Raw genomic sequence first — 16,632 nt, forward strand, 5'->3', positions numbered from 1 at the left:
TCGTGCAACTTGCCAAAATTTCGGCCAATTCTACCGGTTGCGGGAGGTAGACTCCACCCCGAAGCGGTCGGCCCCCACGCCAATCAGCGCTCGAAGCGCAGTTTGACACGGTCGTTTCCGAACTGTTCCTTCAGTGCCAGAATCAACTCATCGCTGGCACGAATGCGCCAGTTCTCACCAAACTTCAATGGTCCTTCGGCATCGTCACGCCGGTACCGCATGATGATAGGCAAGCCGCCTTCACTCAAGCGCTCGCGTTTAAGCGTTTCAGCCAACATCTTCAACGTCTGCCGACCGAAATCCTGCTGCATACACTGGATCTCGACACTGCTGGCATACTGAGACCTGGCATCGGCGATACTGAGCACCTTGCTGCCGCGTACTTTCAGGCCGCCGTTGTAGTCATCCGTTGCAATCTCACCCTCGACGATCAGCACCACATCCTTGGCAATCAGCGTTCTGGCCGCCTCATAGGCCTCACCGAACATCGTCACTTCCATCCGTGCACTGCGGTCATCAAGGGTAATAAAACAGAGCGGATCGCCTTTTTTGGTCTTTTTCATGCGCAGATCCACAACCAGACCCGCCATCTTCTGGCTGCGTCCGCGCGCCGGCTGCAACTCGACAAGCTTTTTGCTGACAAAATGTCGCAGCTCGGATTCATACTCATCTATGGGGTGACCGGTGACATATAGACCCAGCGTCTCTTTCTCCCCCTGCAGGCGCTCCTTGTCGGTCCATTCACGCGCCCGGCGGAAATTCTCGTAGGGATCGGTCTCGGTTTGTGCCTCCATTTCGCCAAACAGGTCGAAGATACCCGAATCCTGATTGTGCGCATCCTGATCAGCAGCTTTCAATGCCGCCGAGATTGCATCCCACAAAATCGCACGATGCGCTCCGAGACTGTCCAACGCACCACAACGGATGAGCGCCTCAAGGACACGCTTGTTCAGACGTTTGGTGCCAACACGTTTACAGAAGTCGAACAGGTCGCTAAACGGCCCACCTTCAGCGCGGGCCTGCACGATCGCTTCAACAGGGCCTTCCCCGACCCCCTTGATCGCACCAAGGCCATAGATGATTTCATTCTTCTCGTTGACCGCGAACTTGTATTCACCGTCATTAACATCGGGCAGACGAACCGTCAGCCCCATCTGCCTGCACTCTTCAATGAAGATCACCACCTTGTCGGTGTTCTGCATATCCGAGGACATCACCGCCGCCATAAACTGCGCGGGGTAATGCTGTTTCAACCAGGCGGTCTGATAGGACACCAGCGCATAAGCCGCAGAGTGAGACTTGTTGAAGCCATAGCCTGCAAACTTTTCCACCAGGTCAAAGATGTTGCCCGCCAGATCGGCATCGATACCGTTATTCCGACTCCCTTCGAGGAAGGAGCTGCGCTGCTTGGCCATCTCCTCGGGTTTTTTCTTACCCATGGCTCGGCGCAGCATATCCGCACCGCCGAGTGTGTAGCCGGCCATTACCTGCGCTATCTGCATCACCTGTTCCTGATAGAGGATGATGCCGTAGGTAGGCTCCAGCACCGGCTGCAAAGAATCGAGCTGGTAATCCGGATGCGGCCAAGCCATCTCGGCGCGACCATGCTTACGGTTGATAAAGTCGTCAACCATGCCCGATTGCAGCGGCCCGGGTCGGAACAGAGCTACAAGTGCGACAATATCCTCGAAGCGGGACGGCTGCAGGCGGCGGATCAGATCCTTCATCCCGCTGGATTCAAGCTGGAACACGGCCGTCGTCGCGGCGCTCTGCAACAGCTTGAAGGTATCCGGGTCTTCAAGATCGATGGTTTCGATCTGCAGCGGCTCTTCGTTTCGACGTTTTTTCTGGGCGTTGATCATCTCCAGCGCCCAATCGATGATGGTCAGCGTACGCAGACCCAGGAAGTCGAACTTAACCAGCCCCGCCTCTTCGACATCGTTCTTGTCGAACTGCGTAACGAGGCCGTGCCCCTCTTCGTCACAGTATGTCGCGGCGAAATCGGTCAGCTTGGTCGGCGCAATTACCACACCGCCGGCGTGTTTGCCGACGTTACGGGTAATACCCTCAAGCTTGTACGCCATCTCCATGATCTCTTGCGCTTCTTCGCTCGCCTCGACGAACTCGCGCAACTGCGGCTCCTGCTCCCAGGCTTTGGAGAGCGTCATCCCAACTTCGAACGGAATCAGCTTGGACAGGCGGTCAGCCAAACCGAAAGGCTTGCCTTGAACACGCGCCACATCTCGCACCACCGCTTTCGCTGCCATGGTGCCGTAAGTGATGATCTGAGACACCGCGTCACGGCCATACTTTTGGGCCACATAATCGATGACGCGATCTCGGTTATCCATGCAGAAGTCGATATCGAAGTCGGGCATGGATACACGTTCAGGGTTCAGGAAGCGTTCGAACAGCAGATCGTATTCCAGAGGATCGAGGTCGGTGATCTTCAGTGCATAGGCCACCAGGGAGCCCGCACCCGACCCTCGTCCCGGCCCCACTGGTATACCGTTCTCCTTGCCCCACTTGATGAAGTCCATCACGATGAGGAAGTAACCGGGGAAACCCATCTGAATAATGATATCGAGCTCGAAATCGAGCCGTTCGTCGTAGGGTTTTCGAATCGCCGCGAAATCGGGCGCGTTGACGTCGTAGAGAAACGCCAGCCGCTCCTCCAGCCCCTGGCGCGACACATACCGGAAGTAGTCGTCCATCAGGATCCCTTCCGGGATCGGGAAACGAGGCAGATAGTAGGTGCCCAGTTCTATTTCAATATTGCAGCGACGCGCAATCTCGACGGTATTCGCCAGCGCACTGGGAATATCGGAAAACAGCTCGGCCATCTCCGCCTGACTACGGAAGTACTGCTGATCGGAGTAGTTACGCGGCCGAGTCGGATCCTCCAGTGTGCGGCTCATGTTGATGCAGGTACGCGCCTCATGGGCCTCGAAGTCATCGGCCTTGATGAACATCACCTCGTTGGTTGCCACCAAGGGGCAGCCGATTTCGCGGGCCAACTCAACACTGGCATGCAACAGCGCCTCGTCACCGGTACGCCCGGTACGCTGGATCTCAAGGTAGAAACTGTCCGGGAAGACGCCCATCCACTCACGGGCAATCGCCGCCGCTTCGCCATTCTCAGCCAGAAGTGCACGCCCGACCTCGCCAAGGCGAGCACCCGACAGTGCGATCAACCCTTCGGCCTTTTCCTTGATCCACTCCCGTTTTACCAGCGCACGCTCAGGGTCTATCCCCTGCCCTTCGGCGTAGGCTCTTGAAACCAGCTCCATCAGGTTGCGATAGCCCTTGCCGGTACGCACCAGAAGGGTCAGACGGAAGGGTTCACCTTCAGGATCCAGCTCGTTCTGAACCCACAGATCGACACCGCACACCGGCTTGATACCCGCGCCGAGAGCCGCTTTGTAAAACTTGACCAGCGCGAACAGATTGGTCTGATCCGTCATGCCTACCGCTGGCATACCGTCCGCCGCGGCGGCCTTGACCAACTCTTTGATTCGGACCAGACCATCGAACAGGGAATACTCAGTATGCACCCGCAGGTGAACATAATTGGCAACTGACATCGGTTACTCCATGTTCAGTGTACGTTTGGCGTCCAGCACCCGCCGTACAGGCGCAAAGCTGCGCCGATACTCCGGCAGTACGCCATACTCTTCAATAGCCGCCAGATGGGCTTTGGTCGGGTAGCCCTTATGACTGTCAAACCCGTATTGCGGATGCCGCTCGTGCAATACCAGCATTTCACGGTCACGGTAGACCTTGGCCAGAATAGAAGCGGCACTTATCGCTTCTATCAACAGGTCGCCCTTGATGACAGGCTCGGCCGGACAGGGCAGCTCTGGACACCGGTTACCATCCACCATCGCATATTCAGGCTGAGGGGTCAGTGCCAGCACCGCCCGTCGCATCGCCAGCATACTGGCATGCAGGATATTCAGCTCATCGATTTCAGCAGGCGATGCGCTTTGTATTGACCAGGCCAGCGCCTTGTCCTGGATCTCAACAAACAAACGCTCTCGCTTCGCTGCACTGAGCTTTTTGGAGTCGGTAAGACCGGCAATCGGCCTCGCCGGATCGAGAATAACCGCAGCTGCTACCACATTGCCGACCAGCGGCCCGCGGCCAACCTCGTCCACCCCCGCGACAAGCTCTGACGGTGCGAAATCAAATGCTCCGTTTTGCACTCCGTCCCTCCAGCAGTTCAGACACGGCGTCCGCAGCGCGTTCACTGGCGTTCTGACGAAGCTCGTCCCCTATTTGGGTAAACACACGGTCGATGCGTGCGCGATAATCCGAATCCTCGAGTGCGTTCAAGACAAGCGGCCCCAAAATGTCAGGCGTCACCCGCTCTTGCAGCACCTCAGGCACCATCTCTTCGCCAGCCAGAACATTGGGCAGCGAGATCCAGCGACTTTTGATCATGCGCGAATAGATCGCATAGGTTAGCCCCGCCATCCGATAGGCCACCACCATAGGTTTGCGTAGCAGGCACGCTTCAAGGGTTGCCGTACCTGAAGCGATGAGAATCGCATCGGACACAGCCATCACCTCGCGGGAGCCTTTCAATACAAGCTGTAGGTTGAGATCTGCAAAGTCCGCATCGATCAACTCGCGCAGCTGCTGATACCGCCGCTCATTCGCCGCTGGCAGCACGAAATGCAGATCGGCGCGCTTGGATTGAAGCCAGCGAGCCGTTTCTAGGAAGGGCCTTGCAAGGTATTTGATTTCGCTGCCTCGACTGCCCGGCAACAATGCAACCAACTGAGCTTCGGCGGGGATGTCCGATCGGTAGGCCAAACGGGCCGCTTCCATGTCCAACTGCCGGGGTATGAGATCCGCCAGCGGATGTCCGACATAGCGCAGATTCTGCTGCGTGGGTGTGTAGACCTCTGCCTCAAACGGAAAAAGCGTCAGCAGCAGGTCTGTCGACTGCTTGATCTTGAAAATGCGCTTTCGCTTCCAGGCCCAAACCGACGGACTGACATAATGAACGGTTGGGATACCCGCTGCCTTGAGCTTACGCTCCATGCCCAGAGTAAAATCAGGCGCGTCAATACCGATAAACAGGTCGGGAGGATTGTCGATAAAGTGCTGGACCAGACGCTTGCGCGCCCGCAGCAGCTCGGGAACTCTACCTAGGACCTCAACAAGGCCCATAACGGAAAGCCGCTCCAACGGGTAAAGGCTTTTACAGCCGGCGTCGAGCATAAGCTCGCCACCGATCCCTTCGAATTCAATCTGTGGGTAACGCGCTTGCAAAGCGCGCATAAGGCCGGCGCCCAGAATATCTCCGGACGCCTCTCCCGCCACGATACCGACTCGCACCACCTGCATAACGACAATCAGCGGATGATGCCGCGAGTAGAGTTACTCAGCGAATCGATCAGCGGCTGCACCGCAGGATCTGTTGCGGCCATCTGCTGCAGTTGAGGCAAAGCCTCGGCAACAGTCAGGTTTTTGCGATAGATGATCTTGTATGCCTGACGCAACGTCCGCAAACTCTCAGGACTGAAGCCTCTGCGGCGCAGGCCTTCCATATTGATGCCGTGGGGCTCTGCAGTATTGCCATTGGCCATCACGTACGCCGGAATATCCTTCAGCACCACCGTCCCGGCACCGCACATCACATGGGGCCCGATCTGGCAGAACTGGTGTACGGCGGTAAAACCGCCGAGTATGGCGTAATCGCCCAGTTTTACGTGCCCGGCAAGCGCAGTACTGTTGGCAAGGATACAGTGATCGCCGACGACGCAGTCGTGCGCCACGTGCACATAGGCCATCAGCAGGTTATCACTGCCGATACGCGTGATACCCTCATCCTGAATCGTGCCACGATGGATGGTACAACCTTCCCGAATGACGTTACGGTCGCCGATGACCAACCGGGTTGGTTCACCGTTGTATTTTTTGTCCTGACACTCCTCGCCGACACTGGCGAACTGGAATATGCGATTCCCTTCACCAATAACAGTGGGTCCCTTTATGACCACGTGGGGACCAATACAGGTACCGGCGCCGATTTCCACATCAGCGCCAATATAGCTCCATGGGCCGACCTCTACATCCTCGGCCAGCTTCGCTCCGGGTTCAACGATAGCCTGTGGATGAATCACTTACACCTTCCTGTCCGCGCAAAGGATGGTAGCCGAGCTGACCGTCTCGCCGTCAACGCTGGAGTTCACTTCGAACTTCCAGATACCACGGCGTTCAGAGACCACTTTCGCTTCAAGCTGCAAACGGTCCCCGGGCACTACCGGCCTTTTGAATCTTACGTTGTCCGCCCCTACAAAATAGTAGATAGATCCGTCCTGCGGTGTTTTATCCATGGTTTTAAAGCCAAGAATACCCGCTGCCTGAGCCATCGCCTCGATAATCAGGACGCCCGGCATGACCGGATGATCGGGAAAATGTCCGTTAAAGAACGGCTCGTTCACAGTGACATTTTTGTATGCCACTATTGATTCACCGGGCTTGAGATCCACCACACGGTCCACCAGCAGAAACGGGTAGCGGTGGGGCAGATATTCCCGGATTTCCTTAACATCCATCATTGTCTTGACCTTCAATAGAGATATGCTCGAGAGCTTGTTCGAGTTTACGCACACGCCGGGCCAGCTCATCCAGCTGACGGAATCGCACGACATTGCGCTTCCACTGCTGATGCGGCTCAAGGCCTGTTCCAGATGAGTAAGCACCCGGGCGGGTAATTGAGCGGCTTACCAACGACATGGCCGTTATGTGGGTACCATCAGCGATCTCGAGATGCCCAGTGATACCGCTCATGCCGGCGACCGTACAATGGCGGCCAATTCTAGTGCTTCCCGCAATAGCGGTACAGCCCGCGATTGCAGTGTGCTCGCCTATACGCACGTTGTGCGCAATCTGTATCTGATTGTCGAGCTTAACGCCTCGCTCTATCCAGGTATCCTCCAGAGCGCCTCGATCTATGGTTGTATTGGCACCGATCTCGACATCGTCACCGATCACAACACCACCGAGCTGACAGATCTTTATCCAGCGTTCTTTGTCGTGGGCAAAACCGAACCCATCAGCGCCCAATACAGCACCGCTATGAATCAATACTCGCCGCCCCACCCTGACACCTGGGTACAGTGTGACATTGGCCTCGATACGCGTATCGGCCCCAATAACCGAGTCTCGCCCAATAACGGAATTAGCACCGATACTGACACCAGCCTCAACGACAACCCTCTCGCCCAATACCACACCGGGGCCAATCTCCGCGTCATCAGAGACCTGAACCCCTTCTGCCACCTGGGCACTTGGATGGATACCGGGACGGACAGCCAGGCGCCAATCAAAAAGGCGGGTCAGCTCTGCAAACGCAAGATACGGATCAGCAACCACGACCGCCACCCCTTGCACATCGGTTTCATGCGCATCGGAGACCAGAACGGCTTCCGCATGACTCTCACGCAGCTGCTTCAGGTACCGGCCATTTGCAAAAAAGGACAGCTGGCCGGAGCCAGCTGTCTGCAACGTTGCCAGGGAGTGGATCACTCGGGCCGGGTCGCCCGAAACACGCCCGCCGACTTTTGCTGCCAGCTCGGACAGCGTGTATCCCCGGTTATTGCTCATCGATTACTGCTTGTTCAACTGCTCAACAACACTCTGGGTAATATCCAGCGAAGGCACCACATAGATGGCCGCCTGCTTGTTTACAATCAGGTCGATATCCTGTGCCTTGATCAAACCCTGAATGACCTCATCCAGGCGCGGCTTCATCTCACCAATGAACGTCTGCTCGCGCTGCGTTCGCTGCTGCTGAAGCTCCTGACCGCGGCGCTGGTATTCACCGAAAGCTTTCTGGAACTGAAGGCGCAACTGCTTCATATCATCATCGGAGCTCAAGCCCGCATTTTTCTGCAGTTTTTCCTGCAGCGCTCGCGCCTGCTTTTCCAGATCAACCAGTTGTTTTTCGTCATCCGCGAACTCGGATTTCAACTGCTTGCGGAAGTCGCTGGCAGCATCCGAACTTAGCAGCGCTCTCTGCACATCCAGCACCACAATTTTACCAGCATGGGCCTGTGCACTGATCAGCAACACCGCAGTTGCGAGCAGGGTTGTCAGTCGTTTCATCGTCTCTCCTTAGAAGGTTTGGCCCAGAGCAAACTGGAACATCTCGGTATCGTCGTCAGCGCCATCATTGAGCGGCATCGCTATAGCGATCGACAGCGGGCCCACAGGCGTCAACCAGCTAAGCCCCAGACCGGCGGAGTAGCGCAGCTCGCCCAGATCGATACCATCGGTACAGTTCTTCTGACCAGTTTTACAATCGGTGGAGAATACGTTACCGGCATCCATGAACACCAGAGTACGCCACTCGCTCTTGTCGCCAACAAACGGCGTCGGGAAAATAAACTCGGCACTACCGGTCAAAATCACGTTACCGCCAAACGGGTCATCATCGGAGCCACCGTCTGTCGGGCCGAGGGAGTTGTTGGTAAAACCTCGAACGCTTTTCAAGCCACCGGCGTAGAAGTTGCGATAGAACGGGTATTCGTTATCCCCAAGACTATCACCAAAGCCTGCACGGCCTCGCAAACTCGCAATCCAGACCTCATTTTCGTCAATCGGCCGGTACCACTTAGCGTTATAAACAGCTCGGTAATAAGTCAGATCGCTTCCTGGCACTGCTATTTGGAAATCAGCCCCTTGCGCGTAACCGCGCGATGGGAAGAATCCTCGGTTGAGATGGTTGTCACTCCAGCCAACATTGAAGTTGTAGGTAAGATAATTATCACCCTCATCCTCTACGAACGTTTTGATAAGGGGCGCCGTGTCTGCGTACAGGTTGATTTCGGTCAGATCCACACCCAAACCGAAATTCAGGCGCTGATAATCATCGATGGGGTAACCGAAGTTCATGCCACCACCGATCTCGTTGGTAGTGTAAGAACTAACATCATCTTCGTCGTAGTTACGCTCCCGGTAGTAGGCATTGAAACCGCGACTGACACCGTCCACCGTGTAATAGGGGTCTGTGTAGTTAAAGCTATACTCGGTCAGCGTTTCACTGTTGGATAGGTTAAACCCAAATTTGTGACCTGTACCCAGAAAGTTATCCTGCTCGATACCTAGCTGGAAGATGATCCCTTCGCTATCGGAGAAGCCAACGCTAGCCGTAAACTGTCCGGAAGGCTGCTCTTCAACCGTGTACTCAAGATCCACCTGATCGTCAGTGCCGGGAACCGGGCGCGTTTCCACATTGACGCTTTTGAAATAACCGGTTTTTTCCAGCCGCGTCTTGGAGCGTTCAATCGCCTCACTGGTTGCGATACCCGCTTCCATCTGCTCCATTTCACGACGCACCACATCATCGGCAGTCAAGGTATTGCCGCGGATGTTGATTCGACGCACATAGGTACGCTTACCGGGTTCGATGTAGTAGCGAACGGACAGCGTTCCATCATCATGAATTTCAGGAACGGGGCTTACGTTGGCGAACATGTACCCTTCGTCACCCAACCGGCGCACGAGACTTTCCTGCGTCTGTGTCATCGCCTTGCGAGAGAAGGTATCACCGTTCTTCAACTTGAACAGCGACTCAAGCTCCTCACGCGGCACCACCAGATCACCCGCAACACTGACTTCATTAACGCTGTACTGCTCACCCTCATGAATATTGACGGTGATATAGACATTTTTCTTATCAGGCGTGATCGAAACCTGGGCAGACTCTATGTCGAAGTTGATGTAGCCGCGATCCATGTAGTAAGAACGCAGACGCTCCAGGTCACCCGACATCTTTTCACGAGAATAACGGTCACTCTTGGTGTAGAAGGTCCAGAAATTTGGCAGTTTCAACGAGAACAGTTCGGTTAGCTCTTCATCGCTGAAGCGTGTATTACCGACAATGTTGATGTGCTGGATAGTTGCTTCGCGGCCTTCCGTGATATTGACGTTCAACGCAACACGGTTGCCGGAGAGCGGTTCTACCTCAGTCTTGATATCCGCCCCATAGCGCCCCTGACCGACATATACACGCAGCAGATCAAGTCGAATCTGATCCACTGCGGAACGTCGGAATACATCGCCCTCCTGCACACCGGACTGTTTCAATCCCGCACGCAGGTCTTCTTCTTTAATGAATTTATTACCTTCGATGCGAATCAGCGCCAAAGACGGGCGCTCGTGAAGACTCAGAATCAGGTCATCACCATCACGCAGGATATCCACATCATCGAAGTAACCGGAGGCAAAGAGCTCGCGGGTCGCATCGGATAGACGCTGCTGCGTCAGTCGGTCGCCGACATTGACCGGGAAATAGCGAAAGACGAGGCCAGGCTCAACACGCTGCAGGCCCTCCAGTCGTATATCGTTCACCGTAAACGGAAATTCAGCCGCGTATGCTTGAACTACCCACAAAACCGATACAAGTAACAATCCCAGCTTACGTTTCATGCTGCAGGTCTTAATTTCCGTATAATGAATTCAGGTCGGGCGCTATCACAGCCGGGCGATATCGTTGAGCATGGCCAACGCCATGAGACTCAGCAACATTGCCATGCCAAGACGCAAACCCAGCATTTGTACTTTTTCACTCACCGGTCGCCCTCTTACCAGCTCTATGAACTGATACAAGAGGTGCCCACCATCGAGCATCGGGATCGGCAACAGATTCAACACGCCGAGACTGATACTCAGATAGGCGAGAAAGCTGACGAAGGACTCAAGCCCTGAGGCCGCCGAAGCCCCCGCCACTTTAGCAATGGTTATCGGGCCACTCAAGTTTTTTACCGAGATGGCACCTGCAATCATTTTGCCGATGGAATCCAGTGTCAGGCCTATCATCTGTCCGGTTTTACGAAGTCCAATCCAGACCGCATCCAACGGCCCGTAGCGAAGCTCTCGCAACATCTCGGGCGGCCACTCCACCGCCTGTACACCCGCGCCAATAAAGCCGTAACGATCACCCGCATCATCCACGCGCTCGGCCGGCACAACTTCAAGTTCGAGACGCTGAGCACCGCGTTGCACTCCCAAGGACAGGGTTTGCCCTGGCGACTGGCGAATCTCTTCGACCAGCGCCATCCAACCACTGACCGGATGGCCATTAATGGAAAGCACTTTATCGCCTGCCATAAGACCCGCCGCCTGCGCAGCACCGCCCTCCGAGAGCGTACCGATTACAGCAGGCACCTCAGGACGATAGGGCTGGATACCCAGAGCCGAAATGGGCGACTCCTTTTCGAGATCCACTGACCAACGATCAAGCTTAACCTGATAGCTCTGAGCCAAGCCTCTTTGGGGTTCACCGGCGAGCAACTGCAGAACGCCACTTTCCCCAACCCGTGCAGCGAGTCGGAGATTCACTTCATCCCATGACTGCACACTGTGGCCGTCAACCTCCAGCAGCTCTACGCCCCCTGGAAGCCCTGACTTATCAGCCAGCGACCCCGCCTCGACACCGCCCACGACCGGCACAACCGAGGTAACACCCCAGACAAAAAGAAACCAGTATGCCAAAACGGCAAAAAGGAGATTCACCACCGGCCCTGCAGCGACTATCGCCATGCGTTGAAGCACCGGTTTGTTATTGAACGCCTGAGCACGCAAATCGGCTGGCACATCTCCTTCACGCTCATCCAGCATACGGACGTAGCCACCAAGAGGAATCACCGCGACCGCATACTCAGTGCCGTCCCGCCCCTTGCGCAACCATAAAGGCTTGCCAAACCCAACGGAGAACCGCAGCACCTTGACACCACAACGCCGCGCGACCCAGAAGTGCCCCCACTCATGGATGGTGACCAGCAACCCTAACGTCACCAGTGTCGCTAACAGCGTCTGCACTATGCCCATATACGTACACCTCGGGTAGTCAGAGCGCTGGTGCCCAATACAGACCCAGCATAAAGATTGGCGCTGCAGCCGTGAGACTGTCGATGCGATCGAGCACACCACCATGCCCCGGCAGCAACCTGCCACTGTCCTTGATACCCCGTTCGCGCTTGAACATGCTCTCGAACAGATCACCAAACACTGCCGCCAGACAGGTCACCAGAGACAGCGCCATCACATAGACAAGCGCCGGTACAGGAAGTTCGCGCCACAGGCCAGCAACGAGCCCTATAAACAAACAGGTCACGACACCGCCGAACAAGCCCTCAACCGTTTTACCCGGACTGACACCCGGAATAAGCTTGCGACGACCAAACAGCTTGCCCGCACAGTAAGCGCCAGTATCGGCACCCCACACAAGCAAAAGCAGCATAAGCAAGGCCAAATTGCCTTCAGGTAGGGATTTCAGATCGACCAGCGCAAGCCAGGTCGGTACGACGACAGCCATACCGATCAATAACTTGGATGCGCGTGTAGAAAACCCGGTTCGTGCGGGATAACGCACTATCAGATAACAGCCCCACAACCAGAAAAGCGCCGCACCTACGAGCAACCAGGGCGACAATTGAGGCGGAAGAAAAAAATAGAGCACAGCAATTACGGCCGCGCTGAACAACGCATAGCCTGTTTTAACAGCCCCTTTAAGACTCGCGAGATTGGCCCACTCCAGCGCCGCCAGAAACATGACACCCCAGCACCCCAAAGCAAAACCTTGCAGCGGCAGAAGAAAGACACCGGCCAACACAAGCACCCCTAGAACCAGCGCCGTCAACAACCGCTGCTTTATCATTCTTTATCCGCCTCCAACTGCTCGCTGGTTTTACCGAAACGGCGTTCACGGGTGCAGTAGTCCATAATCGCTTCCTGAACCTGAAGCTTGCCGAAATCCGGCCAGTAAAGAGGCGAAAAGTAGAACTCGGTATATGCAAACTGCCAAATCAAAAAGTTACTGATACGCTGCTCACCTGCGGTACGGATGCAGAGATCAGGCTTGGGAAGGTCTGCCAGGCAGGTATAACGATCAAACAGCTCGGCATCGATCTGCTCGGGCACCAGCTCACCCGCCATACACGCTTGCGCGATATTTCGCGCCGCATTGGCGATATCCCACTGCCCCCCGTAGTTGGCCGCAATATTCAGCTGCAGACCTGTACACCCGGCGGTAAGCGTTTCCGCCTTATCTATGCGCTTTTGCAAGTCTGCACTGAAACGGGTTTTATCACCGACAATGCGAAGGCGGATATTATTTTTCAGCAGCTTGGGCGTTTCCCTGTCCAGCGCGATACGAAAGAGCTCCATCAGCCCTCGCACCTCAAGCGCCGGGCGCCGCCAGTTTTCGCTACTGAATGCGAAGAGTGTCAGCGCCTCAACGCCGCTTTCGATGCATCCTTCGATCACCGCGCGAACGCTATTAACCCCCGCTTTATGGCCGGACAACACAGCTTTACGATTCTCTTTCGCCCAGCGGTTGTTGCCATCCATGATAATCGCGATATGACGCGGCGGAGTTTTCCCCTCAGGGAGTATAAGGCTAGTGCTATCAGACATGGGCAGGCCGAACAAGCGAGCCGCACGCACAATGCGCGCGACTCGATGTTGTGTCAGATTTCCATCAGATCGGTTTCTTTCTGCGCCAGCAGCGCATCAACTTCACCGACATATTTGTCGGTAATCTTCTGGATCTGGTCTTCACCGCGACGATTTTCGTCTTCGGTAATCTCTTTCTCTTTGAGCAGATCCTTGAAATCACCGTTGGCGTCACGACGGATATTGCGGATGGCCACGCGGGCGTTTTCCGCCTCAAGACGGGCCTGACGAATATAGCCCTTACGGGTTTCTTCTGTCAGCGCCGGCATCGGCACACGGATTACGTCGCCACTGGTGGCCGGATTGAGACCAAGATCGGACTTCATGATCGCCTTCTCGATCTCCGGAACCATTTTCTTTTCCCACGGGTTGATCATCAGCGTACGCGCATCTTCAACCGTGATATTGGCAACCTGCTGAACCGGCACCATGGAGCCATAATAGGAGACCTGAACGGCATCAAGAATCGCCGGCGTAGCGCGACCGGTGCGTATCTTCTTGAACTGCTCAGTCAGCGACTCGATACTTTTCTTCATACGCCCTTCAGCGTCTGACACTATCTCACGGATCATCTTATTCTCCAGCGGCCGGGCCACAGTCAATCAAGGTACCCTCGTTCCCGCCAACCACGAGATTCACGAGCGCACCGTGCTTATTCATGTTGAACACACGAACCGGCATGTTGTGGTCGCGCGTCAGACAGATCGCCGTCATATCCATAACGCCAAGCTGCTTTTCCAGCACCTCATCAAAGCTCAGATGAGTATAACGCTCCGCCTTCGGATCCTTCATGGGATCGGCAGTAAATACGCCATCGACCTTAGTCGCCTTGAGCACCACATCCGCCTCGATCTCGATCCCCCTCAAGCAGGCGGCCGAGTCCGTAGTAAAGAACGGATTACCGGTTCCGGCGGCAAAGATTACCACATCTCCCTGTTTGAGGTAGCGCATAGCGTTACGGCGATCATAATGATCCACAACACCACTCATAGGAATTGCCGACATGACACGGGTTGCGATATTGCAGCGCTCCAGCGCCTCGCGCATAGCCAGCGCGTTCATCACCGTCGCCAACATCCCCATGTGATCACCTGTCACGCGATCCAGGCCTGCCGCGCTCAGCGCAGCGCCACGGAACAGGTTACCGCCGCCAATCACCATCCCCACCTGCACGCCTATCCCGACCAACTGACCGATCTCAAGTGCAACACGGTTGAGCACTTTGGGGTCGATACCAAAGTTCTCCTCACCCATGAGCGCTTCGCCACTTAGTTTCAGTAGGATACGTTTATATTTTGCGTGTTTATCGGTAGGAGGCATGGATGATTTCTCCAAAGAGAGGGGGACGGAACTGAGTGTAAATCATGAGCGCGGACTGTGCGATGCACAGCCCGCCTATCACTGATCAGCCCTTGAGCTGCTCAGCAACCTCTGCAGCAAAGTCTTTCTTCTCGACTTCGATACCTTCACCCACCTCAACGCGGACGAAAGATACCAGATCAGCACCTGCCGCCTTCACCAGCTGACCGACAGTCTGCTCCGGATTCTTAACGAACGGCTGCTCGACCAGGCTGTTCTCGGACAGGAACTTCTTCAGACGGCCACCCGCCATCTTTTCCTTGATCTCCTGCGGCTTACCGTCCATATCCGGCTGAGCCATGATGATCTCTTTTTCACGATCCAGCTCTTCCTGCGGCATATCTTCCGGCTTAGCCACACGCGGGCTAACCGCGGCAACGTGCATGGAAATATCACGCGCCAGCTCGGCTTCACCGCCGGTCAGTGCCACCAGAGAAACGATGCGCTTGTTGCTATGGACGTAGCCATCGACAACCGGAGCTTCAACCAGCATTGCGCGACGAACGGAGATGTTCTCACCGATCTTCTGCACCAGCGCTTCACGGGCAGATTCCAGATCACCGGCCATCAGCGCGGCAACGTCGGTCTGCTTGTCGGCGAACGCCTTTGCCAGCACCTTGTCAACGAAGCCCAGGAAGTTGTCGTCACGAGCGACGAAGTCGGTTTCGGAGTTTACTTCAACCACGACAGCGTAGCTGTTGTCATCGGCCACTTTGAATGCAACCACACCATCGGCAGCAACACGGCTGGCTTTTTTGGCTGCTTTCATGCCGGATGACTTACGCAGATCATCGATCGCTTTTTCGATATCACCCTCGGCTTCAACCAGTGCTTTCTTGCACTCCATCATGCCAAGACCTGTGCGTTCGCGCAGTTCTTTCACCATCGCTGCGGAGATGTTCGCCATGTCGGTTACCCCTTAAAAATAATCGCGTTTAATCTGAATCCAAAAAAGGGGAGCTAGGCTCCCCTTTACGAATCGCTCAAGCTTAGTAACAGCGTTTTACAGTCCGATTACTCGGCCGCGTTCTGCTCTTCAACTTCTACAAATTCGCTCTTGTCGCCAGCGTTGTCGCCAGCGCCTTCGACACAGGCATCCGCCACGGACTGGGCGTAGATCTGAATCGCACGCAGCGCATCGTCGTTACCGGGGATAACGTAGTCGATGCCGTCCGGGTTGCTGTTGGTATCAACGATACCGATAACAGGGATACCCAGCTTGTTGGCTTCATTGACAGCGATACGCTCGTGATCAACGTCGATCACGAACAGCGCGTCCGGCAGGCCGCCCATCTCTTTGATACCGCCGATAGACAGCTCAAGCTTTTCCATTTCGCGAGTGCGCATCAGCGCCTCTTTCTTGGTCAGCTTGTCGAAGGTACCGTCCTGAGACTGGGTTTCCAGCTCGCGCAGACGACGGATAGACTGACGGATAGTCTTGTAGTTGGTCAGCATACCGCCGAGCCAGCGATGGTTGACATAAGGCATGTTCGCGCGAACTGCTTCTTCCTTGATCACTTTGGAAGCCGCACGCTTGGTACCCACAAACAGAACCTTGTTCTTGTTCGCAGCCATACCTTTAACCACGTCCAGCGCAGAATTCATCGCCGGCAGTGTGTGCTCGAGGTTGATGATGTGAATCTTGTTGCGTGCACCGAAGATGAACTGAGACATCTTGGGGTTCCAATAACGAGTCTGGTGACCGAAATGAACACCTGCTTTGAGCAGGTCACGCATGTTTACCTTAGCCATTTATAGAGATCCTCTAAACGGGTTCAAACCTCCACATACCCCACCGTC

15 protein-coding genes are annotated in these 16,632 nt (G+C 55.3%); all 15 read right to left on the reverse strand.

From position 1 onward, the window contains the following. Positions 1-83: 83 nt before the first annotated feature. Positions 84-3,584 carry a DNA polymerase III subunit alpha gene (gene dnaE, locus ADIMK_RS08055; protein ID WP_036185982.1) on the reverse strand — a complete coding sequence of 1,167 codons (3,501 nt, stop codon included), beginning with the start codon at positions 3,582-3,584 and terminating at the stop codon, positions 84-86. Between the two features lie 3 nt (positions 3,585-3,587). Beyond that, on the reverse strand, positions 3,588-4,205 hold the full coding sequence (rnhB, locus tag ADIMK_RS08060; protein ID WP_036185983.1) for a ribonuclease HII: 618 nt from the start codon (positions 4,203-4,205) through the stop codon (positions 3,588-3,590). Next, positions 4,186-5,355, reverse strand: a complete 1,170-nt coding sequence (gene lpxB, locus ADIMK_RS08065) for a lipid-A-disaccharide synthase (RefSeq protein WP_036185985.1) — start codon at positions 5,353-5,355, stop codon at positions 4,186-4,188. The genes rnhB and lpxB overlap by 20 nt, the downstream gene beginning before the upstream one ends. A gap of 8 nt (positions 5,356-5,363) precedes the next feature. Continuing rightward, positions 5,364-6,134: an acyl-ACP--UDP-N-acetylglucosamine O-acyltransferase gene (gene lpxA / locus ADIMK_RS08070; RefSeq protein ID WP_036185988.1), complete on the reverse strand. Its 771-nt coding sequence runs from the start codon at positions 6,132-6,134 to the stop codon at positions 5,364-5,366. Beyond that, on the reverse strand, positions 6,135-6,572 hold the full coding sequence (fabZ, locus tag ADIMK_RS08075) for a 3-hydroxyacyl-ACP dehydratase FabZ (protein WP_036185990.1): 438 nt from the start codon (positions 6,570-6,572) through the stop codon (positions 6,135-6,137). It abuts the gene before it with no gap. Continuing rightward, positions 6,559-7,620, reverse strand: a complete 1,062-nt coding sequence (gene lpxD / locus ADIMK_RS08080; RefSeq protein ID WP_036185992.1) for a UDP-3-O-(3-hydroxymyristoyl)glucosamine N-acyltransferase — start codon at positions 7,618-7,620, stop codon at positions 6,559-6,561. The genes fabZ and lpxD overlap by 14 nt, the downstream gene beginning before the upstream one ends. Positions 7,621-7,623: 3 nt before the next feature. Beyond that, entirely contained in the window at positions 7,624-8,121 is a 498-nt protein-coding gene (locus tag ADIMK_RS08085) for an OmpH/Skp family outer membrane protein (RefSeq protein ID WP_036185994.1), read from the reverse strand. 9 nt (positions 8,122-8,130) lie between these two features. Beyond that, positions 8,131-10,446 (reverse strand): outer membrane protein assembly factor BamA, encoded by a 2,316-nt coding sequence (bamA, locus tag ADIMK_RS08090; protein WP_036185997.1) that lies wholly within the window; start codon positions 10,444-10,446, stop codon positions 8,131-8,133. Between the two features lie 45 nt (positions 10,447-10,491). Beyond that, complete coding sequence (gene rseP, locus ADIMK_RS08095) at positions 10,492-11,847, reverse strand: sigma E protease regulator RseP (protein ID WP_036185999.1); 1,356 nt, start codon at positions 11,845-11,847, stop codon at positions 10,492-10,494. A 19-nt stretch (positions 11,848-11,866) separates the two neighbouring features. Continuing rightward, positions 11,867-12,676 (reverse strand): phosphatidate cytidylyltransferase, encoded by an 810-nt coding sequence (locus tag ADIMK_RS08100; protein WP_036186008.1) that lies wholly within the window; start codon positions 12,674-12,676, stop codon positions 11,867-11,869. Beyond that, on the reverse strand, positions 12,673-13,434 hold the full coding sequence (gene uppS / locus ADIMK_RS08105; protein WP_036186268.1) for a polyprenyl diphosphate synthase: 762 nt from the start codon (positions 13,432-13,434) through the stop codon (positions 12,673-12,675). The genes ADIMK_RS08100 and uppS overlap by 4 nt, the downstream gene beginning before the upstream one ends. Before the next feature lie 53 nt (positions 13,435-13,487). Further along, a complete protein-coding gene (frr, locus tag ADIMK_RS08110; protein ID WP_036186017.1) occupies positions 13,488-14,045 on the reverse strand; it encodes a ribosome recycling factor in 558 nt (185 codons plus the stop codon). A gap of 1 nt (position 14,046) precedes the next feature. Then, positions 14,047-14,793 (reverse strand): UMP kinase, encoded by a 747-nt coding sequence (pyrH, locus tag ADIMK_RS08115; RefSeq protein WP_036186020.1) that lies wholly within the window; start codon positions 14,791-14,793, stop codon positions 14,047-14,049. Between the two features lie 85 nt (positions 14,794-14,878). Then, the gene (gene tsf / locus ADIMK_RS08120; RefSeq protein WP_036186022.1) at positions 14,879-15,739 is read right to left on the reverse strand and encodes a translation elongation factor Ts; all 861 of its coding nucleotides are present in this window, start codon (positions 15,737-15,739) and stop codon (positions 14,879-14,881) included. 107 nt (positions 15,740-15,846) lie between these two features. Continuing rightward, the gene (gene rpsB / locus ADIMK_RS08125; protein ID WP_036186025.1) at positions 15,847-16,584 is read right to left on the reverse strand and encodes a 30S ribosomal protein S2; all 738 of its coding nucleotides are present in this window, start codon (positions 16,582-16,584) and stop codon (positions 15,847-15,849) included. Between the last annotated feature and the right edge of the window lie 48 nt (positions 16,585-16,632).

It is taken from the genome of Marinobacterium lacunae (genome assembly GCF_000705555.1).
In the GTDB taxonomy this organism is placed as follows: domain Bacteria; phylum Pseudomonadota; class Gammaproteobacteria; order Pseudomonadales; family Balneatricaceae; genus Marinobacterium_D; species Marinobacterium_D lacunae.